Here is a 17,881-nt window from a genome sequence, read left to right as displayed (position 1 = left end):
AGGTGATGGTGTCACGCGCTCATAGGATCCTGGACGTGCCCCGATCCGTACCGCCAGTCCTTGCCCGCCCGCTCACAGCCGCCCTCCTCCTAGCCCTGACGGCGTGCACCGCAGGAGTCCACGGCACCCCGGGCGGCGCGGGCGTACGCGACCCGTACTTTCCGAAGGCGGGCAACGGCGGCTACGACGTGACGCACTACGACCTGGCCCTCGCCTACACCCCAGACACCCACCACCTCACGGGCACCACGGAGATCACGGCCCGGGCGACGAAGGACCTGAGCGCCTTCGACCTCGACCTCAAGGGCATGGAGGTGACGGCCGTCCGGGTCGAGGGCCGCACGGCCCGCTGGAACCGCACCGGCCAGGAACTGACCGTCCGTCCCCACGACGACCTGGACAAGGGGGAGACGTTCCGGGTGACGGTTCGCTACGCCGGCACCCCGGAGACGATCACCGACCCGGACGACTCGCACGAGGGCTGGCTGCCCACGGCGGACGGGGCGCTGGCGCTGGGAGAACCGACGGGCTCGATTACATGGTTCCCCGGCAACCACCACCCCTCCGACAAGGCGACGTACGACATCGCGGTCACCGTCCCCAAGGGCGTACAGGCGGTCTCGAACGGCGAGTTGGAGAACGAGACGACGACCGGGAACCGCACCACCTTCACCTGGCGCACGGCCGAACCGATGGCGAGCTACGTGGCGACGGTAGCGATCGGCGACTACGACATCACCCGCTCCACCACCTCGAACGGCCTGCCGGTGTACGTGGCCGTGGACCCGACGGAGTCGAAGGCGAGCCGCAAGGCCCTCTCCCGTATCCCGGAGATCATGGAATGGGAGGAGTACAACTTCGGCCCGTACCCCTTCTCCTCCAGCGGCGCGATCATCGACCGCCAGTCGGACGCCGAATACGCCCTGGAGACCCAGAACCGTCCCGTCTTCCCAGGCGCCCCCGACACCGAACTCCTCGTCCACGAACTGGCCCACCAGTGGTACGGCAACTCCGTCACACCGAAAACCTGGCGGGACATGTGGCTCAACGAGGGCTTCGCGACGTACGCGGAGTGGCTGTGGCAGGAGGACCACGACGGCGAGACGGCGGAAGAGATCTTCGAGTCCCTCTACGAGGGCGACTACTACGACGAGGAGAAGGACAACAAGGCGATCTGGGCCTTCCCCCCGGCGAAGCCCCCCACCGCCGCCCAGATCTCCGACCCCCCGGTCTACGACCGCGGCGCGATGGTCCTCCACAAGATCCGCCAGACGGTCGGCGACGACACCTTCTACGACATCATCCAGGGCTGGCCGGCAACCCACCGCCACGGCAACGCGGACACGGCGGATTTCACGGCGTACGTGGAGGAGATGGCGCCCGGGAAGGACTTCAGCGGCATCTGGGAGGACTGGCTGTACGGGAAGGGCAAGCCGGAGAGCAGCGGTGAACGGGCCCGTGCCGACTCAGGGTTGGCGTTCGAGGTCCGCGCGCATGACGGCCTGCGCCCGCACGAGGGCGCGACGGTGCTCCATCTGGACCTCGTGATACGGGGTGTCGGCGGTAAGGCTGCCACTGGCGAGGGTGTCCCGAAGGTGGCGCAGGCTGTAGAACGCGTCGTCGATCGCCGTGAGTATCTCGGGAGCGACGAGTATGGCCGCCGAGTCGCGCGCCTCACTGCACCCCGCCGCACGGAACGCCTCCCGCACGGCCGCGTCCAATGCCGCCGCCTCCCGCGCCTGATCGCCGGTGGCGATGGCCCGCATGGCCTCGTGCGCCTGCCGGAAGGCGGTGAGGCAGGCGACGTAGATCTCCTTACGTTCCTGCCGGGACCGTTCGGCCGAGTCGCGCCGCCAGCGGGCCCGCTCGGCCAGCATCGTCGAGCCGACACCGACGACCGCACCGAGTGCCGTAGCGGCGAGGGTTATCCATTCCACGCGGGTGAGCTTCCCACGTAGAGGCCGGTCACGAGTGGCCCAACTCATCCAGCAGTCGGGCCAGTTCAGGAGGCCACACCGGCTCGGGCGCCTCGGCGAGTTCCTTACGGGTCCACCAGCGCCAGGTCAGGATCCCGTCCTCGGCGTGGGCGGCGGCGAGATCCGGGCCGATGGGATCGCGGCGCGGCCCGTGGGTGACGTAGATGTGCTCGTGTTGCCGGACGGGGATGTCGGCGCGGGTGAAGTCGTGCTCCCACGTGCACAGCAGGGGGCCGGGCTCCAGGTCCGTCCAGCCGGTCTCCTCGCGCAGTTCGCGCAGGGCGCCTTCGCGGGGCGTCTCCTCCGGCTCCAACCCCCCACCCGGTAGGGCCCAGTGGAAGCCGACCTCGTCGTTGTCGTACCGGAAGAGGAAGACGGAACCGTCGGGATCCAGCACGGCGACGCGGGCGGCGCGGCGGGGCGTGCGCAACGGCTTGCGCAGCACGGAGCAGGGCCGGTCGAGGTGACGGTCCCGCCGGTGATCGATGACCTCGTAGCCGAGGGAGGTCCAGAAGGCGAGCCCCTTGGGGTTGGCGTCGAGCACGGCGAGCCGTACGGCGGCATGCCCGGCGCTCCGGAACCGTTCCTCGACAGCGGTGGCCAACTTCCGCCCGTATCCCCGCCGTTGCGCCCCGGCATCCACCATCAACAGCCCGATCCACGGATCCGGATCAGCGGGATCAGGATGCCGGGCCAGCGTGATCACGACCCCGACCAGCCGCCCCTCACTCCGCGCGAGCAACACCTCCACGTCCGGATTCACCAACTCCTCGGCCAACGCGGCGGCCACCTGCTCCGGCCGGATGTCGTCCGGGTCGGGGAAGTCCCCGCTGAGGGCCTGGAAGTCGCGGTCGGAGGCGTAGAGGGCGGTGAGTTCGGTGAGCAGGGGGCCGGGGATGTCGTGGTCGGGGGTGAGGGGGAGGAGTTCGAGACGCATGCGGGGCAGGCTAGGGCCTGCGCGAGGGGCTGGGCGACGCAAATCCGCCGCCCGCCGACCGCTAGCCGTCAGCCGTCAGCCGTCATGTGAGGTTGGGCCGGTGGGGTCGGGCCGGGTCGCGGCGACGCAGAACTCATTGCCTTCCGGATCGCTCATCACAATGTGATGCCCGTCGAACTCCTCCATGACGACCCCGCCCGCCTCCACCAGCCGCCCGGCCTTCGCCCTGATCCGAGCCCACCGCTCATCGTGACTGCCGTGCCCCGGCACCCGTACGTCCATATGGAGCCGGTTCTTGGCCGTCTTCGGCTCGGGAACCCTGAGTATGGAGAGGTTGGGCCCGACACCGTCGGGATCGCAGAGCCACGCCCCGTCGTCGACGGAGTCGTCCTCGGGCAGATCGAAACTCGCGAACCACTCCTCACGGGTCTTGAAGGGAGCGGGCGGCGGCTCGTCGACGTAGCCCAGGGCCGTCTTCCAGAAGTCGGCTAGGAGCTTCGCGTCATTGCAGTCGAGGGTCAGACTGATCCTGATGGCCATGACGGGACCGTACTGCGCACCACTGACAACGGCCCGCGAGCTCACTCGCCCCAGGGCGAGGCCGCGGCGCCGATTTCGAGGGCGGTGACCCCGTCGGCCCGGCGCTCGCGCAGCAGTTCGCCGCCGATCGAGTAGCGGGGCGCCGCCGCGGGGGACCGGGCGGCCCGTTCCACGATGGCGTCGGTCAACGACCGGGCCATCGCAAGCCGCGGATACGCCCCGTGGATCTCCTTCTCCCAGTCGGCGACGACCTCCGCGTTCCGCCCGAAGTCGATTCCGATGCCCTCACGGGTCAGATAGGCGAGCAACCCGCGCCGTTCGGCGATCCCGGGCGAGGTGTGCAGGGCGATCGCCTCCCACACCCGGTCCACGTCCCCCGCGTCGACGCCGTGCTCGGTCAGCAGTGCGGCAGCGAGATCGGCCCCCTCCACCTCGAACCGCGCCTCCCCGTGCGCGAGTTCGCCGGCCCCCAGGTCATGCATGACGGTCGCCGCGAAGAGCAGGTCACGGTCGTAGGCGGCATCGTCCAGGGCACCTTCGTGCGCGGCGAGCAGCTGAGCGAAGAGGAAGCTCCGCACACTGTGATTAGCGATCGAGACGCTCTCCGAGGACCGCACCGTCCCCAGTACGGCATCGGCCAGCGACCCGGTCGGCAGCTCAAGGGTGAATGTCATACCTCGACGCTATGAAGCGGCCCCTCCTGCTCACCAGTGGCCGGATGGCCACGGTTCGCAAGGATCGGGCCATGCGGCATTCGACTTGATAGGCAAGTGATGACTTGCCTATTCTGAGGGCGTGGCCGACGACCTTTTCAAAGCCCTCGCCGACCCCACGCGCCGCATCATCCTCGACGAGCTCACGGAGAAGTCCGGGCAGACGCTGTTCGAGATCTGCTCGCGGCTGAGCATGAAGCATCGGCTCGGCATCTCGCGTCAGGGGGTCTCCCAGCATCTCGCGGCGCTGGAGGCCGCCGGGCTCGTCGAGACCAGGCGGGAGGGCCGTTACAAGTTCCACGACCTGAACACGGCCCCGCTGCGACAGATAACCGAGCGATGGCCTTTGCCTGATACGACCGACACACCCGACGCACCCGACATGCCCGACACCTTCGGACCGGAAGAGAGCACGCCATGAAGATCCATCTGACCAGCGTCTTCGTCGACGACCAGGCCAAGGCCGAGCGCTTTTACACCGAGATCCTCGGCTTCGTGAAGAAGTACGACGTCCCGATCGGCGAGAAGGACCGCTGGCTGACCGTCGTATCGCCCGACGAGCCAGGCGGCACCCAACTCCTCCTGGAGCCCTCCGGCCACCCGGCCGTCCAGCCCTACCGCGACGCGCTCGTCAAGGACGGCATCCCGCTCGCCCAGTTCGCCGTCGACGACGTGAAGGCGGAGTACGAGCGCCTGCGCGCCCTCGGCGTCCGCTTCACCCAGGAGCCCCTGGAGATGGGCCCCGTCACCACGGCCGTCTTCGACGACACCTGCGGCAACTTGATCCAGATCGCGACACAGCCGCAGTAAGCAGCAGTAAGCCGTTCACGGCTGGGGGGGGGACTTGCAATCTCAGGTACCGCAGTCGACCACGCCCTGTGGCGGCTGCCGGCCGAGGCCGCCGTCGAGGGGCCGCTCTGGGACTCCGTCAACGGGCCCGAGGCCGCCCTTTCTGGAGGCGGCACGCGCGGAGGTCGAATAGAGCACCTCAGCGGGACCCCCGCAGCGCCCGCGCACACCAGCCGATGACTGCCGCGTTGACCAGCGCCCCGACCGCCACCGCGACGATCACCATCGCGGCCCCGTCCGGGAGGAAGAGGAGTACGAGGCTGGCCGGGGCGGTGGCGAGGAGGGGGATGACTCCTGCCATGGACTCGTCGGAGCTGTCGCCGGCGCTCACCACCAGGGCCCATATGAGCAGGGCGGCACAGACCGCGAGGTACGCGAGGGCTACGACGTTGCCTAGCGCTTGGCGCAGACTGCGGGGGAAGGACACGGGGTGGACTCCTCGGTCGTGATGGTCAGATGTGGGTGCCGGGCGGGTTCGGGCTGGCCAGGCCCAGGTCGTAGGCGAGGATCGTCGCCTGGACGCGGTCGCGCAGGCCGAGTTTGCGCAGCAGCGCGTTCACGTGGGACTTGACCGTGCCCACCGTGATGCCGAGTTGCTCTGCGATCTCCGCGTTGTTGAGGCCGGCCGCGATCAGGGTGAGGACGTTTCGCTGGCTGCCGGTCAGGCTGTCCAGCTCGCGGGGGCCGCCCTCGTCCCGGAACCCGGGGCCCGCTCCGGACGCGTAGTGGCCGATCAGGCGGCGGGTCGCGGACGGGGCGAGCACGCTCTCGCCGGCCGCCACCACCCGGATTCCCTGCAGCAGTTCAGATGCGTGCACGTCCTTGAGGAGGAAGCCGCTCGCGCCGGCGCGCAGCGCGTCGAAGACGTACGCGTCGAGGTCGAAGGTGGTCAGGACGAGGACGCGGGGCGCGTTCTCCCGGCCCGTGATGATGCGGGTGGCGGCGATGCCGTCCAGTTCGGGCATTCGTACGTCCATGACGACCACGTCGGGTGCCAGCTCTTCGGCGAGACGCACCGCGGCGGCGCCGTCCGCGGCCTCGCCGACGACCGTCATGTCCTCCTCGGCGTCGATCACTGCGGCGAACCCCGCCCGGACGATGCCCTGGTCGTCGACGACCAGCACGTTGAGGCTCATTGCTCTCTTTCCTCCCCGAGTGGCAGCCGAAGGGTGACCGTGCCCTGCGGGCCGGCGGTCACGGTGCCGCCGAGTGCCGCGACGCGGGCCGCCAGCCGTTCTCGTACGGCGGGGTCGGCGGCTCGCGACACCCCGGTGGCCGTGAACGTCAACGTACCGTCGACCGCGTCGAGTTCGAGCAGCGCGGGCTCCTCGCCGCCGGCCGCGAGCAGTGTCTCGGCGGCGTGGTAGGCGGCCAGGTCCACGGCGGTGGGGAGTCGTTCCGGTACGCGGTCGGTCAGCCGTATCTCCACGTCGCGGCCGGTGGCCCGGCACTGGTGGGCCAGCAGGTCGAGGGCCTGGAGGGTGGGCTGCGGGCGTAGTTCCGGCCCCGTCTCGCCGTCGCCTTCCCCCGCCCGAACCGTGTCGAGGAGGGCGCGCATCGCGGTCAGGGCCTCGCGGGCCCGTTCGGCGGTCGCGTCGAGCCGGCCCGCCTCCGCCTCCGCGACCATGTCGGTGGTCCGCGACAGTACGGTCGTCTCCAGCCCGGCGGCGATACGGCGCCGCTCGGCCCACGCGTCCCGGACGGCCTCCTCGGTCAGGACGGCGAGACGTTCCTCCCGCACTCCCCGGTCGGCCCGGTCGCGCCGCCCCCGCAGGCTCCCGACCCACCAGGCCACACCGACCGCCACACCCGCTCCGACCGTAGCCAACCCGGCGACTGCCCAGACGGGAACCGTCGTACCCCGGTCAACAACGGCGACGGTCGCGGCGATCGCGTGCACTGCCACCGCCGCGAGCGGCAGCGCCGCGAAGGGGCGCGGGGAACTGCGCGACCAGCCACGATGCCGCCGCAGACGATTGACGGCAGAAAGCGGCACCCCCCGCACACCGCTCAGTCCCACGCACGTGCCAATCAAGCTCAACGCCGGCGGCAAAAGCACCGGCCCGCTGTAGTCCCCCACCGCCATCGCCACCGGCCACAGCAGCGCCAAGCCGAGCAGAACCCCGTACGCCGAACGGGGCGCCCGGCGCAGCCACAGCAACGCCACCGCCTGCCCAGCCGCCAGCAGGGCAAACAGCACGCCCGCCGAGACATGCGAACCACTCGACGCCGCCTCTGTCCGGATCACCAGCACCGGCAGCAACGGCTGCAGGACTAGGCCGACCGCGGCCACCACCTGCGCCACCCGGTAGCTCCGCGGAGCGGTCCGCTCCGCCAGGGCCGAGGTCCGGCCGGGCAGCACCGCCCGCACCTCCCAACCGCCCTCCGCCGTCGGGCCGGTGGTCAGCGTGCCGCCCGCCTCCCGGGCCCGGGAGCGCAGGAAGCCCGTGCCGCGTCCTCCGCCCAGCCCCGCGCCGTACGCCACCGAACCGGCCGGCGGTGCCGCGCTCGTGATCACGACGTCCGTGCGGGTGTCGCCGTACGAGCACCGCACCGTCGTATGCGCACCGGGGGCGTGCCGTGCCACGTTCGTCAGGGCCTCGCGCACGATGCCGTACGCCGCGTCCGCGACGGCGCCGTCCGGGAGCGGGTCGATCTCGCAGTCGACCTGCTGGTCGAGGCGGCGGAAGCCCGCGACCAGGCTCAACAGCCGTTCCTCCGGGGAGGGGAGGTCCTCCCGGGAAGGCGCCGGGGACCGTACCGCGCTGAGCGCCCGGGTGACCTCGCGGCCGGTCTCCGCCGCGAACTCCAGTGCTTCGTCGGCGAGTTCGGGGCGGCGTTCGCGCAGGCCGAGGGCCGCGCCCGCCGTGACGACCACGGCTGTCAGGTGGTGGGCGCTGACGTCGTGCAACTCCCGTTCCATACGGCGGCGTTCGGCCGCCGGGAGGCGGTGGCGCTCGGTCTCGGCCCGGTGGAGGAGACGTTCGGCCGTCTGTCGTGCGCGACGGGTTCGTCGTACCAGAAGACCCGCGCCGCACGCGGCCGCGTACAGCAGCGCGGTCAGGACGAGGTCGAGGCCGTTGCGGTCGCTGAGGCCGTGGAGGGTGATGCCCTGCAGGAACTGCCAGGCGGCCAGCGCGACCACGCACAACACGGCGGTGAAGGTGTCGCGTTCGGTCGCCACCGTGAACAGGGCCAGCGCCACGCCCGCGGTGCCGAGTACCGCCATCGCCCCGGCGGGCAGCGGCCCGGCGCCCAGCGCGCACGCGGCGGCGACCAGGACGAGCGTGGTCACCGGGCGGGCGCGACGCAGGGCGAGCGCGGCCGTCACCGGTCCGGCGACCAGGGCGGCCACGAGAAGGGCGTACGCGGGCGGGGCGGACCCACGGACCAGCGCGGCCCCTGGCCACACCACGGCCTGGGCGCAGAGCAGCAGGACCGGGAGCAGCCGGTCGTCGACCAGCCGGTCGTCGGTATCGGTTCTATTCATGGCTGATCCAGGCTATGGGCGCGAGCGAGCGGCCCGGGTCCGGCTGGAGGGGGATTCCGGTCTCTTACCTGGGTTGCAGACACGGCCCAGGTGGAGGGCCCGGACGTCCTCTCTATCTCCGGTTCGACGCGGCAATCGTCCTGCGGCCCGAGGACTGTGCCCCGCCCCGTCCATAGGCTCGATCACATCGAGGAAGCGGTCGACGAGCACTTCCACCACCGCCTCCACCACTGCTTTCACCACCCACACAACCCAGGGGGAATTCCCATGTCCAAGCGCATCATCGTGTCGTCGCTCGCCGCTGTTGCCGCCGTCGCCGGAATCACCGCCGGAGGCCTCGCCATCGCCTCGGCCGCCACGGAACTGACCGTGGAGAACAGCTCGGCCCGCTACGTCGCCCCGACCGACGCCAAGGCCGGCTCGCTCACCTTCACCGCGGACGTGAGTGACGACTCCGGCGTCAAGAACCTCAAGGTCCTCGCGTGGCCCAAGAGTTCGAAGCTCGACGTGAGCGAGAAGGACATGCGGTCCGTGGAGAGCGCCACCTGCAAGGCCACCTCGGACGAGACGTCCCGCTGCACCTACACGGTGCCGGTGACGAAGAAGGAGGTGGCCGAGATGGGCGAGGGCACCTGGTACGTCTCGGTGCTGGCGACGGCCAAGGACGGCGACACGAAGTACGTGCCCCGCGCGACCACCTTCGAGGTCAAGGGCTGACCCACCGGTTGACCCAACGCAACGGCCGCCCGTCCGGGGAACGCTCCCCGGACGGGCGGCCGTTGGCCGTGCAACGCGTGTGTCAGACGCTGACGCCGAAGTCCTGGGCGATGCCGACCAGGCCGGAGGCGTAGCCCTGGCCGACCGCGCGGAACTTCCACTCCGCGCCGTTGCGGTACAGCTCGCCGAAGACCATCGCCGTCTCCGTCGCCGCGTCCTCCGAGAGGTCGTAGCGCGCGATCTCGGCGCCGCCGGCCTGGTTGACGATGCGGATGTAGGCGTTGCGGACCTGGCCGAAGTTCTGCGAGCGGTTCTCCGCGTCGTAGATCGAGACCGGGAAGACGATCTTGTCGACGTCGGCCGGGAGACCGGCCAGGTTGACGTTGATCGCCTCGTCGTCGCCCGCGCCCTCGCCGGTGCGGTTGTCACCGGTGTGGACGATGGTCTGGTCCGGCGTCTGCTTGTTGTTGAAGAAGACGAAGTGGCCGTCCGAGTAGACCTTGCCCTGCGGGTTGACCGCGATCGCCGAGGCGTCGAGGTCGAAGTCGGTGCCGGTGGTCGTGCGGACGTCCCAGCCGAGGCCCACGGTGACGGCGGTCAGGCCCGGAGCCTCCTTGGTGAGCGAGACGTTGCCACCCTTGGACAGGCTTACAGCCATGGTTTGGGAGTCCTTCCCTCGTTATGTACGGCAGTACGGGCTTGAAGCTACAGCTACCCCTATGAACGCGGCGAGGGGTGTCGAAGGTTCCCCGTGTCTTTACTTTCTTTACCTTCCTGGCGGAACCGCCACGGCGAAAACGGGGTGACGTGGACGGGACAGACACGGGACCATGGACCCCATGTCCGGTCCTTACGTCATCCGTGGCTCCGTCTCCCTGCCCGAGGCCGAGCTCATGTGGCGTTTCTCGCGGTCCTCCGGGCCCGGCGGGCAGCACGTCAACACCAGCGACTCCCAGGTCGAGCTGCGGTTCGACCTCGCGAAGACCGAGGCCCTGCCCGACGTGTGGAAGCAGCGCGCCCTGGAGCGGCTGGCGTCCCGCCTCGTCGACGGGGTCGTGACCGTACGTTCCTCCGAGCACCGGTCCCAGTGGCGCAACCGCGAGACCGCGGCCGTACGCCTCGCGTCCCTCCTTGCGGAAGCCACCGCGCCCCCGCCCAAGACCCGCCGCCCGACCCGCATCCCGCGCGGCATCAACGAACGCCGGCTGCGGGAGAAGAAGCAGCGCTCGGACACGAAGCGGGGGCGGACGGGGCGGGACTGGTCCTGAGGGCCGCCGCACATCCGTACCCGAGGCCTGTCACATATCCGTCGCCCGGTTCGTCGTGGCAGTGACGGACCCGAGTGGCAGTGACGAGTGGGAGTGGTGGCGGATGAGCGCGTACGAGACCAATGGCGCGTACGAGAACGACGAGGCGAACGCCGAATCCCTCGCCGGGCGCTTCGAATCCCACCGCCCCCATCTCCGCGCCGTCGCCTACCGCATGCTCGGCTCGCTCGCCGAAGCCGACGACGCCGTCCAGGAGGCCTGGATCCGGCTGAACCGTTCCGACATCCGGCAGGTCGGGAATCTCGGGGGCTGGCTCACCACAGTGGTCGGCCGGGTCTGCCTGGACATGCTGCGTTCCCGCAAGTCACGTGCCGAAGAGCCCCTCGACGCGCCCGGCGTGGCACTCTCGGCCACGTCCACCGCCCCCGACCCCGAACAGGACGCGCTGCTCGCCGACTCGGTGGGCGCCGCGCTGATCGTCGTACTGGAGACGCTGACGCCCGCCGAGCGGCTGGCGTTCGTGCTGCACGACCTGTTCGCGGTGCCGTACGAGGAGGTCGCGGGGATCGTCGGGCGCAGCCCGGTGGCGGCGCGGCAGTTGGCCAGCCGGGCGCGGCGGCGGGTGCAGGGGGGTGAGGTTCACGATGCGGACCTGGGGCGGCAGCGGGAGGTCGTGGACGCGTTTCTGGCGGCCGCGCGGGAGGGTGACTTCGACGCGCTGGTCCAGTTGCTCGACCCGGACGCCGTCGTGCGCTCCGAGGCCGGGGTGACCACGGGGGCGACGGCGGTGGCGAAGGGGGCGGCGAGTTTCGCACACTTCGCACACGTGGCGCGGCCGGCGCTGGTCGGCGGTGCGACTGGCCTCGCGGTGTACCTGGACGGTCACTTGGACCGGACGCTTGCCTTCACGATCGTACGCAACCGGATCGCCGTCATCGACATCGTGACGGACCCGGAGCGGGTCGCGGTGCTGGACGTGAGCCTCATCGATTGAGCGCCTAAGCGCTCCGCTGGAAGAGCCGCGATGCGCCGTCGTTCGTCTGCGGCGCCATCGTGGCTGGTCGCGCAGTTCCCCGCGCCCCTTTAGAGCGCTACACCTAGCCCAAGTCCAGCACCCCCACCGTCTCACCCCCGCTCGTCTCACCGTTAGTACGGAAGCCGAGCCCCAAGTAGAAGCCGGCGGGGCCGTTCGGGCCCTCGTGCCAGGTCACGTACAGCTCCTTCGTGCCCCGGCGGCGTAGTTCGGCGGCGACGGACTCGACGGCGAAGCGGCCGTAGCCCTTGCCCTGTTCATCGGCGGCGATGTTGAGGCGCCACAGGCCCGAGCGGAAGACGGAGCCGGCCAGAGACCGCATTACCGGGGAGACCGCGAACTCCTGGTCGGTGCGGACGCGAATGCTGGTCGCGGATGTGAAATTGGCCGGGGTTATTTCTTCGAGGCGGAGTTCGGGGCGGAGTGCGGAGAGTGGCGTCATTCGCCGCACTGTAAGACAGGCGGTCAATACGGGGCCACGGAATTTCCGACTGGCCGGTCCATCAGTCCGTCTCCCTCTAAAGGTCAGCCCAACTGGCGGTATCGGCCCCGGAAATACATCAGCGGGCCCCCATCCGCACTCGGCACCGCCGCCGTGAGGACCCGGCCGATCACCAGCGTGTGGTCCCCGGCCGTCAGCCGCTGTTCCGTGCGGCACTCCAGGGTCGCCAGGGCGCCGCCCATCAGGGGGGCGCCGGACACCTCGCCGCGGATGTACGGGAGGTCCTCGAAGAGGAGGCGGTCGCTGATGCGGCCCTTCATCGCGAAGCGGCCCGCGATGTGGCGTTGGCTCTCGGAGAGGACGGAGACGCCCCACAGGGGCTGTTCGTCGAGCAGGTCGTCCATGCGGGAGCCCTCGCGCAGGCTGACCAGGACCAGGGGCGGGTCCAGGGACACGGACATGAAGGCCGTGGCCGTCATGCCGACGTCCTCGCCGAGCGGCGCCTGGGGGTCGTCGGGGTCCAGCGAGGCCTCTCGCGCGGTCACCAGGGTCACGCCCGCGGCCAGCCGGGACATGGCGGCACGGAACTCGTCGTTGCTCACCCCCACAGCATGCCCGGAGGCGGGGGAGGCGACGGGGGAGGACGGGGCGGGGGGAGTGTTCGGCACTCTGGCACGCTAATGTCCGGGCCGTACGCGGCACATCGGACCTCCGGCCGAACCCGGTCCTAGGACCACAGGAGGAGCTGTCGGATGAGAGCGCTCATCATGTCCGCACAGACACAAAGTTTGCGTTCAGGAAACGCACAGGAAAAATGCGGAAGCTCCACTCAATTGTTCATCTTTGGCTGTGACTTGAGTCACAAGAGGCATTAATTGTTGACCCTGTGTACCGAGTGGGCAGCGCGCTGTGATTCAGTGGCTGGGAAGCTGCAAGGATCGATACGCCGATGAGAACCCTTGATTCGCTGCGAGGTCTCGGGGGGAGGGCGAGCATGGAGACCGAGTCGGAACCCTACGTCCGCCTGGCGACTTTGCGGCAACTGCACGAGGTCATGGCGGACATGAACACCGCGCGGAGCCTGGCGGACACGCTGCAGACCGTGGCCGACGGCGTCGTCAACGGCCTTGGGTACGAGCTGGCTTGCGTCAACCTCGTCCGCCCCGACGGCGATCTCGTTGTCGCCGCCTTCGCCGGCAACTCCGCCGCAGAGGCGCTCATCACCGGCCGTGTCGGCTCCCGCACCTCCTGGGAGCGCCGGCTGAACATGGGCGAGCCGTGGGGCGACCTGCGCTTCATACCGCACACCGAGGGCTGGGTCCTCGACGAGGACGACGTACCGCAGTGGTACACCGACGGACCCGCGCCCCGCTTCGACGGCGAATGGCACCCCTCCGACCGGCTCTTCGCGCCGATGTACACACCGAGCCCGCAGGGCTCCTCGGGCGCCTGCGGCGAGCTGATCGGCGTCCTGTCCGTGGACCGGCCGCGCAACGGGCGGCGACCGGGCGCGTGGGGCCGCGAGGCGTTGCAGATGTACGCATTCCAGGCCGCGATCGCGATCAGCAACGCGCGTCTACGTGCGAATATGCAGCGGGCATTGGTCAGACTCGAACGCGAACAGCAAGCGCTGCGCGCCAGCGAGGAGAGTTTCCGGCAGGCCTTCGAGTACGCCCCCTCCGGCATGGCCATCGCCGAGATGGGCGGCGACCAGCACGGCCGGATCCTGCGCACCAACGACGCCCTGTGCCGCCTCCTGGGCCGGCCCGCCTCCGCGATGCGCCGCTACTCCTTCTCCGACCTCGTCCACCCCGAGGACATAGGCACCCTGCTGCGCACCTCCGCGGAAGGCGGCCGCGCCGAACTGCGGCTGTGCCGCCGGGACAACACCTACGTCTGGGTCTCACTGCGCAACTCCGTCGTCGCGGACGCCGCCGACGGCCCCCGTTTTCTCCTCACGCACGTCGAGGACATCGAGGACCGCAAGCGCCGCGAGCTCCAACTCGCCCACCGCGCCTCCCACGACTCGCTCACCGGCCTCCCCAACTCCGCCGAGCTGCGCGCCCGGCTCGCCTCCCGCCTCTGCCGGCGCGCGAGTCAGCCCGGCGAGATCGAGTCCGCCGACGCGGCCTTCGGCCACCCCGTCTACGACGCGGGCGGCCACGGCTTCGACTACCGGCCGGCCGGCGCCGTCGAGGTCTTCGACGGCGGCGGCTACGACGGCTACGACGGGCACGTGCACACCGTCGCCCCGGAGAGTGAACGCGACGACGGCACCAAGGGGCTCGCCGTTCTCTTCTGCGACCTCGACGGCTTCAAGTCGATCAACGACCGGTTCGGCCACAACGCGGGCGACGCGGTGCTCATCGAGGTCGCCCGGCGACTCAGCCGCCAGGTGCGCGACGGTGACACGGTGGCCCGGCTCGGCGGCGACGAGTTCGTCGTCCTCGCCGACGGCCTCGGCAAGGCGGACGCCCAGGACCTGGCCGTACGCCTGCGCAACGAGATCATCCAGCCCATCCGGGTCGACGGGCGGGCCGTGCGGGTCGGCGCCAGCTTCGGCATCGGCTGGGCGCACTGCGGCATGACGGCGGACGAGGTGTTGAAATCCGCTGACGAGCGGATGTACGTCGAGAAACGATCTCGCCCCAAGCAGCACAGACGTGCGGGATGATCACCAGGCCGGCGAGCTGATGCGATCCGAGTCACCCGTTTGGCTCAGCTGGAGCGGGTAGGCTCGCTCTTCACCACACCTGTCGCATGACGTATCGCATTCGACCCGCACCTGTTGAGGAGAGCCAAGGGATGACGCCCGGGAACAACGGCGCGAGCACGCCCGAGGACGAGGACCCGTTCGGCTATCTGTACGCCGACGGCCAGGCCGCCGGAGCACAGCCGCCGAGCGGCGGCGGTTACGGCTACCCCGGCCAGGTCAACCGGGTGCGGCCCGTCGGCGAGCGTCGTAACGGCGGCCAGCAGGCCCAGCCGCCGGCCTACGGCCAGACCGCCCCGACCGCGCAGTACGGCCAGGCGGCGCCCCAGCAACAGGGTGCGTACGGCCAGCCGAACGCGCACTACGCCGCCCCCGAGGCCTTCCCCGGCAACGCCCCCACGACCCAGCAGCCCTACCCGGGCGGCCACGGCGGCGGGCGCAACGGCGGCGGTGGCCCCAACACCAAGGGCCTCCTCATCGGCGCGATCGCGGTGGTCGCGGCCGTCGTGATCGGCATCGCGGTGGCGATGACCGGCGGCGGCACGGACGACGACGCGAACGGTGACACGGGCGGCTCCAGCGCGGAGGCCTCCCAGAGCGCCTCGCCGAGCGAGTCGAGCAGCAGCAGTGCCGAGGCCGAGGCGGAGCTGCCGAAGACCGACGCCAAGACCCTCCTGCTGGGCGGCGGCGCCGTCACCGCATCCGACGTCGAGGGCGCCAAGGCCGACGGCGGCGTCTACGTGGGGGGCTTCAACGCGGTCGGCGCGTCCGTCACGTGGAACGTGGACGGCATCGCGAAGAGCGGCAGCTACCGCCTGTACGTCAACTACGGCGTACCCGGCAAGGACGCCACCGCGACGCTCACGGTCAACGGCACGGCCCAGTCCCGCTCGCTCAACCTCGCGAACTTCGCGAAGGCCGCCGAGGGCGACTACGCGAAGGGCTGGACGAACACCTGGGCATCCGTCCAGCTGAACAAGGGCACCAACGTCATCAAGATCTCCTGCGAGCAGGGCAACCAGTGCGACGTCAACCTCGACCAGCTGTATCTGACGAAGGGCTGACCTAGGCGGCGCTGACCTCCCCCGTCACCGCCACCCGCCCCACCAGCTCCTCGTACGCCGCCCGGTCGAACTCGCCCGCCACCGGCGCCAGTACGGACGCCGCCGACAGGGCGACCGCCCGCGCCAGCCGGTCTGGCCACGACAGACGCTCCACCAGCCCCGACAACAGGCCCGCGACCACCGCGTCGCCGGCGCCCGTCGGGTTGCCCTGGAGGCGGGTCGGTGGGGTGGCGCGCCAGCGGCCCTCGGGGGTTGCCGCGAGGAGGCCGTCGGGGCCCAGGGAGGCGACGACCGCTCGGGCTCCGCGTCGGCGGGCGTCGCTCGTGGCGCGCAACGGCTCGTGGGAGCCGGTGAGTTCGGCCAGTTCGTCGGCGTTGGGCTTGAGCAGGTCCGGGCGGGCCGCCACACCGCGCCGCAGCGGCTCCCCGCTGGTGTCCAGCAGCACGGGGACGTTCGCCGCCCTCGCCACCCGCACAAGGCCCCCGTACGCCCCCACCGGCACCCCCGGCGGCAGGCTGCCGCACAGGGCCACCGCCGAGGCGGACGGGAGCAGATCCTCGTACGCATCCTGGAAGGCGGACCACTCGGCGGGGGTGATCTCCGGTCCGGGCTCGTTGAGTTGAGTCGTGTCACCAGTCGAGGTGTCGACGACCGCTATTGTGCGCCGAGTTGATCCCGCGACTGGGACGAGTGCGTCAATCACCCCTGGTGTGCTGGTGAGTTGGTCTTGGACCACGCGGCCCGTGGCGCCGCCCGCGAAGCCGGTGGCCGTGACCTCGTGGCCGAGGGCGGCGAGCACCCGGGACACGTTCAGCCCTTTGCCGCCCGGGCGTTCGGTCATCTCGGTCACCCGGTGCGAGGAGTGGGGCCTGAGCCCCTGCACGCGATAGGTGATGTCGAGAGCGGTGTTCAGCGTGACCGTGAGGATCACCTGGGCGACCTCCCCCCGAAGGAATGCGCTTGCCGTCTTGTCCGGAGGGTCGATCATGCCAAAGAGACGGCGGTGGGCCTAGGCCAGTTGGGGATCGACCACCCAAGTACCCCCGCGCATCACGCCCTTGAGCGTGAAGTCGGCGTCGAGGAGTACCAGGTCGGCGTCCTTGCCGGGCTCCAGGGAGCCCACCTTGTCGTAAATGCCCAGCAGCTTGGCCGGGTTGGCGGACAGGGCGGCGACCACGTCCTCGACGGGCAGCCTGTCGATCGTCACCGCCCGCTTGAAGGCCCGGTCCAGGGTGAGGGTCGAGCCCGCGATCGAGCCGCCCTCCACCAGCCGCGCCACCCCGTCGGCCACCTCCACCTCCAGCGGGCCGAGCATGTAACGCCCGTCGCCGAAGCCCGCCGCGTCCATGGCGTCCGTGATGAACGCGACCCGGTCCGCGCCCGCGTGATGGAACGCCAACTGGAGGGAGGCCGGGTGGAGATGCGTGCCGTCGTTGATCAGCTCGACCGTGATCCGCTCGTCCTCAAGGAGCGCCGCGATCGGGCCGGGGGTCCTGTGCCCCAGCGGCGGCATCGCGTTGAAGAGGTGCGTCGCGACGGTCGCGCCCGCGTCGATCGCCTCCACCGTCTGCTCGTACGTCGCGTCCGTGTGGCCGATCGCCGCGATGACGCCGTGCTCGACCAGGAGCCGTACGGAGTCGATGCCGCCCGGCAGTTCGGTGGCGAGCGTGAGCATCTTCGCCTTGCCGCGCGCCGCGTCGATCAGCTTGCGGACCTCTGCCGGGTCCGGGTCGCGCAGCAGGTCCTCGGAGTGCGCGCCTTTGCGGCAGGGGGAGATGAAGGGGCCCTCGAAGTGGATGCCGGCGATGTCGCCCTGCTCGGCCAGTTCGGACAGCAGGCCCGCCCGCTGGGCGAGGAAGTCCATGTCGCCCGTGACGGTCGATGCGACGAGGGTGGTCGTGCCGTGCAGGCGGTGGGTGTGGATGCCCTTGACTACGTCGTCTGCCGTGCCTGATGTGAACGAGGCTCCGCCTCCGCCGTGGTTGTGGATGTCCACGAACCCGGGTACCAGCCAGTGGCCTTGCAGGTCGATGCGGTGAGCGTTTCCCTGCGGGGCGTCGGCGGCGATACGGGTGCCGTCGATGACCAGTTGGCCCTCTTTGACGGTTCCCGTCGGCATGACCACGTTGGCGCCGGACA

The 17,881-nt window shown here is 70.4% G+C and carries 18 protein-coding genes and 1 pseudogene; 8 read left to right on the top strand and 11 right to left on the bottom strand.

Translation table 11 applies throughout. The features are described 5' to 3' along the window. Nucleotides 1-5: 5 nt before the first annotated feature. A pseudogene (locus AC5DRG_RS24120) lies at nucleotides 6-1,442 on the top strand (M1 family metallopeptidase); the annotation flags it as partial. Between the two features lie 523 nt (nucleotides 1,443-1,965). Here AC5DRG_RS24120 and AC5DRG_RS24115 read toward each other — a convergent pair. The 3 genes from AC5DRG_RS24115 to AC5DRG_RS24105 all read right to left on the bottom strand — a co-directional run bounded on the left by AC5DRG_RS24115 (nucleotide 1,966) and on the right by AC5DRG_RS24105 (nucleotide 4,127). Further along, nucleotides 1,966-2,913 carry a GNAT family N-acetyltransferase gene (locus AC5DRG_RS24115; RefSeq protein WP_491812710.1) on the bottom strand — a complete coding sequence of 316 codons (948 nt, stop codon included), beginning with the start codon at nucleotides 2,911-2,913 and terminating at the stop codon, nucleotides 1,966-1,968. A gap of 75 nt (nucleotides 2,914-2,988) precedes the next feature. Next, on the bottom strand, nucleotides 2,989-3,453 hold the full coding sequence (locus AC5DRG_RS24110; protein ID WP_491812709.1) for a VOC family protein: 465 nt from the start codon (nucleotides 3,451-3,453) through the stop codon (nucleotides 2,989-2,991). 41 nt (nucleotides 3,454-3,494) lie between these two features. Next, nucleotides 3,495-4,127 (bottom strand): HD domain-containing protein, encoded by a 633-nt coding sequence (locus tag AC5DRG_RS24105; RefSeq protein ID WP_491812708.1) that lies wholly within the window; start codon nucleotides 4,125-4,127, stop codon nucleotides 3,495-3,497. Nucleotides 4,128-4,248: 121 nt separating this feature from the next. Here AC5DRG_RS24105 and AC5DRG_RS24100 point away from each other — a divergent pair, with 121 nt between their 5' ends. After that, nucleotides 4,249-4,587, top strand: a complete 339-nt coding sequence (locus tag AC5DRG_RS24100; protein WP_491812707.1) for an ArsR/SmtB family transcription factor — start codon at nucleotides 4,249-4,251, stop codon at nucleotides 4,585-4,587. Then, nucleotides 4,584-4,976 carry a VOC family protein gene (locus AC5DRG_RS24095; protein ID WP_491812705.1) on the top strand — a complete coding sequence of 131 codons (393 nt, stop codon included), beginning with the start codon at nucleotides 4,584-4,586 and terminating at the stop codon, nucleotides 4,974-4,976. The genes AC5DRG_RS24100 and AC5DRG_RS24095 overlap by 4 nt, the downstream gene beginning before the upstream one ends. 178 nt (nucleotides 4,977-5,154) lie before the next feature. Here the strand turns inward: AC5DRG_RS24095 and AC5DRG_RS24090 are convergent, their stop codons facing one another. From AC5DRG_RS24090 to AC5DRG_RS24080, 3 genes are read right to left on the bottom strand one after another with little or no spacing between them, the layout of a single operon-like run. Then, nucleotides 5,155-5,442 (bottom strand): SCO4225 family membrane protein, encoded by a 288-nt coding sequence (locus tag AC5DRG_RS24090; RefSeq protein WP_491812704.1) that lies wholly within the window; start codon nucleotides 5,440-5,442, stop codon nucleotides 5,155-5,157. 25 nt (nucleotides 5,443-5,467) lie between these two features. Further along, on the bottom strand, nucleotides 5,468-6,151 hold the full coding sequence (locus tag AC5DRG_RS24085) for a response regulator (RefSeq protein ID WP_491812703.1): 684 nt from the start codon (nucleotides 6,149-6,151) through the stop codon (nucleotides 5,468-5,470). Beyond that, a complete protein-coding gene (locus tag AC5DRG_RS24080) occupies nucleotides 6,148-8,505 on the bottom strand; it encodes a histidine kinase (protein WP_491812702.1) in 2,358 nt (785 codons plus the stop codon). Before AC5DRG_RS24080 ends, AC5DRG_RS24085 begins: the two co-directional genes overlap by 4 nt. Nucleotides 8,506-8,772: 267 nt before the next feature. Between AC5DRG_RS24080 and AC5DRG_RS24075 the strand changes: the two genes are divergently transcribed. After that, a complete protein-coding gene (locus AC5DRG_RS24075; protein ID WP_491812701.1) occupies nucleotides 8,773-9,222 on the top strand; it encodes a DUF5707 domain-containing protein in 450 nt (149 codons plus the stop codon). Between the two features lie 82 nt (nucleotides 9,223-9,304). Here the strand turns inward: AC5DRG_RS24075 and AC5DRG_RS24070 are convergent, their stop codons facing one another. Then, nucleotides 9,305-9,880, bottom strand: coding sequence for a TerD family protein (locus tag AC5DRG_RS24070; RefSeq protein WP_086762889.1), 576 nt, complete (start codon nucleotides 9,878-9,880; stop codon nucleotides 9,305-9,307). A 172-nt stretch (nucleotides 9,881-10,052) separates the two neighbouring features. Here AC5DRG_RS24070 and arfB point away from each other — a divergent pair, with 172 nt between their 5' ends. Beyond that, a complete protein-coding gene (arfB, locus tag AC5DRG_RS24065; RefSeq protein ID WP_491812700.1) occupies nucleotides 10,053-10,490 on the top strand; it encodes an alternative ribosome rescue aminoacyl-tRNA hydrolase ArfB in 438 nt (145 codons plus the stop codon). 103 nt (nucleotides 10,491-10,593) lie between these two features. Beyond that, nucleotides 10,594-11,484 carry a sigma-70 family RNA polymerase sigma factor gene (locus AC5DRG_RS24060; RefSeq protein WP_491813130.1) on the top strand — a complete coding sequence of 297 codons (891 nt, stop codon included), beginning with the start codon at nucleotides 10,594-10,596 and terminating at the stop codon, nucleotides 11,482-11,484. 103 nt (nucleotides 11,485-11,587) lie between these two features. On the opposite strand, the gene AC5DRG_RS24055 is transcribed toward AC5DRG_RS24060, so the two are convergent. Together AC5DRG_RS24055 and AC5DRG_RS24050 are read right to left on the bottom strand one after the other, a co-directional pair. Beyond that, nucleotides 11,588-11,965, bottom strand: coding sequence for a GNAT family N-acetyltransferase (locus AC5DRG_RS24055; protein ID WP_491812699.1), 378 nt, complete (start codon nucleotides 11,963-11,965; stop codon nucleotides 11,588-11,590). Nucleotides 11,966-12,048: 83 nt separating this feature from the next. After that, nucleotides 12,049-12,633, bottom strand: coding sequence for a flavin reductase family protein (locus tag AC5DRG_RS24050; protein ID WP_491812698.1), 585 nt, complete (start codon nucleotides 12,631-12,633; stop codon nucleotides 12,049-12,051). Nucleotides 12,634-12,959: 326 nt separating this feature from the next. On the opposite strand from AC5DRG_RS24050, the gene cdgB reads away from it, so the two are divergent. Both cdgB and AC5DRG_RS24040 read left to right on the top strand, forming a co-directional pair. Then, complete coding sequence (gene cdgB, locus AC5DRG_RS24045) at nucleotides 12,960-14,639, top strand: diguanylate cyclase CdgB (RefSeq protein WP_491812697.1); 1,680 nt, start codon at nucleotides 12,960-12,962, stop codon at nucleotides 14,637-14,639. Between the two features lie 131 nt (nucleotides 14,640-14,770). After that, a complete protein-coding gene (locus AC5DRG_RS24040) occupies nucleotides 14,771-15,742 on the top strand; it encodes a CBM35 domain-containing protein (protein ID WP_491812696.1) in 972 nt (323 codons plus the stop codon). 1 nt (nucleotide 15,743) lies between these two features. Here the strand turns inward: AC5DRG_RS24040 and AC5DRG_RS24035 are convergent, their stop codons facing one another. Both AC5DRG_RS24035 and nagA read right to left on the bottom strand, forming a co-directional pair. Continuing rightward, nucleotides 15,744-16,673, bottom strand: coding sequence for a 1-phosphofructokinase family hexose kinase (locus AC5DRG_RS24035; protein ID WP_491813129.1), 930 nt, complete (start codon nucleotides 16,671-16,673; stop codon nucleotides 15,744-15,746). Between the two features lie 78 nt (nucleotides 16,674-16,751). Continuing rightward, nucleotides 16,752-17,861 (bottom strand): N-acetylglucosamine-6-phosphate deacetylase, encoded by a 1,110-nt coding sequence (nagA, locus tag AC5DRG_RS24030; protein WP_491812695.1) that lies wholly within the window; start codon nucleotides 17,859-17,861, stop codon nucleotides 16,752-16,754. Nucleotides 17,862-17,881 lie beyond the last annotated feature (20 nt).

It is taken from the genome of Streptomyces sp. JLBG701, from assembly GCF_058544905.1.
This window is presented reverse-complemented; position numbering and strand designations above follow the sequence as displayed.

Coding starts and splice junctions, on each gene's coding strand:
- AC5DRG_RS24115 (WP_491812710.1), bottom strand. CDS start 2,913: ATGCGTCTCGAACTCCTCCCCCTCACCCCCGACCACGACATCCCCGGC.
- AC5DRG_RS24110 (WP_491812709.1), bottom strand. CDS start 3,453: ATGGCCATCAGGATCAGTCTGACCCTCGACTGCAATGACGCGAAGCTC.
- AC5DRG_RS24105 (WP_491812708.1), bottom strand. CDS start 4,127: ATGACATTCACCCTTGAGCTGCCGACCGGGTCGCTGGCCGATGCCGTA.
- AC5DRG_RS24095 (WP_491812705.1), top strand. CDS start 4,584: ATGAAGATCCATCTGACCAGCGTCTTCGTCGACGACCAGGCCAAGGCC.
- AC5DRG_RS24085 (WP_491812703.1), bottom strand. CDS start 6,151: ATGAGCCTCAACGTGCTGGTCGTCGACGACCAGGGCATCGTCCGGGCG.
- AC5DRG_RS24080 (WP_491812702.1), bottom strand. CDS start 8,505: ATGAATAGAACCGATACCGACGACCGGCTGGTCGACGACCGGCTGCTC.
- AC5DRG_RS24075 (WP_491812701.1), top strand. CDS start 8,773: ATGTCCAAGCGCATCATCGTGTCGTCGCTCGCCGCTGTTGCCGCCGTC.
- AC5DRG_RS24070 (WP_086762889.1), bottom strand. CDS start 9,880: ATGGCTGTAAGCCTGTCCAAGGGTGGCAACGTCTCGCTCACCAAGGAG.
- arfB (WP_491812700.1), top strand. CDS start 10,053: ATGGACCCCATGTCCGGTCCTTACGTCATCCGTGGCTCCGTCTCCCTG.
- AC5DRG_RS24060 (WP_491813130.1), top strand. CDS start 10,594: ATGAGCGCGTACGAGACCAATGGCGCGTACGAGAACGACGAGGCGAAC.
- AC5DRG_RS24055 (WP_491812699.1), bottom strand. CDS start 11,965: ATGACGCCACTCTCCGCACTCCGCCCCGAACTCCGCCTCGAAGAAATA.
- cdgB (WP_491812697.1), top strand. CDS start 12,960: ATGGAGACCGAGTCGGAACCCTACGTCCGCCTGGCGACTTTGCGGCAA.
- AC5DRG_RS24040 (WP_491812696.1), top strand. CDS start 14,771: ATGACGCCCGGGAACAACGGCGCGAGCACGCCCGAGGACGAGGACCCG.
- nagA (WP_491812695.1), bottom strand. CDS start 17,861: ATGCCGACGGGAACCGTCAAAGAGGGCCAACTGGTCATCGACGGCACC.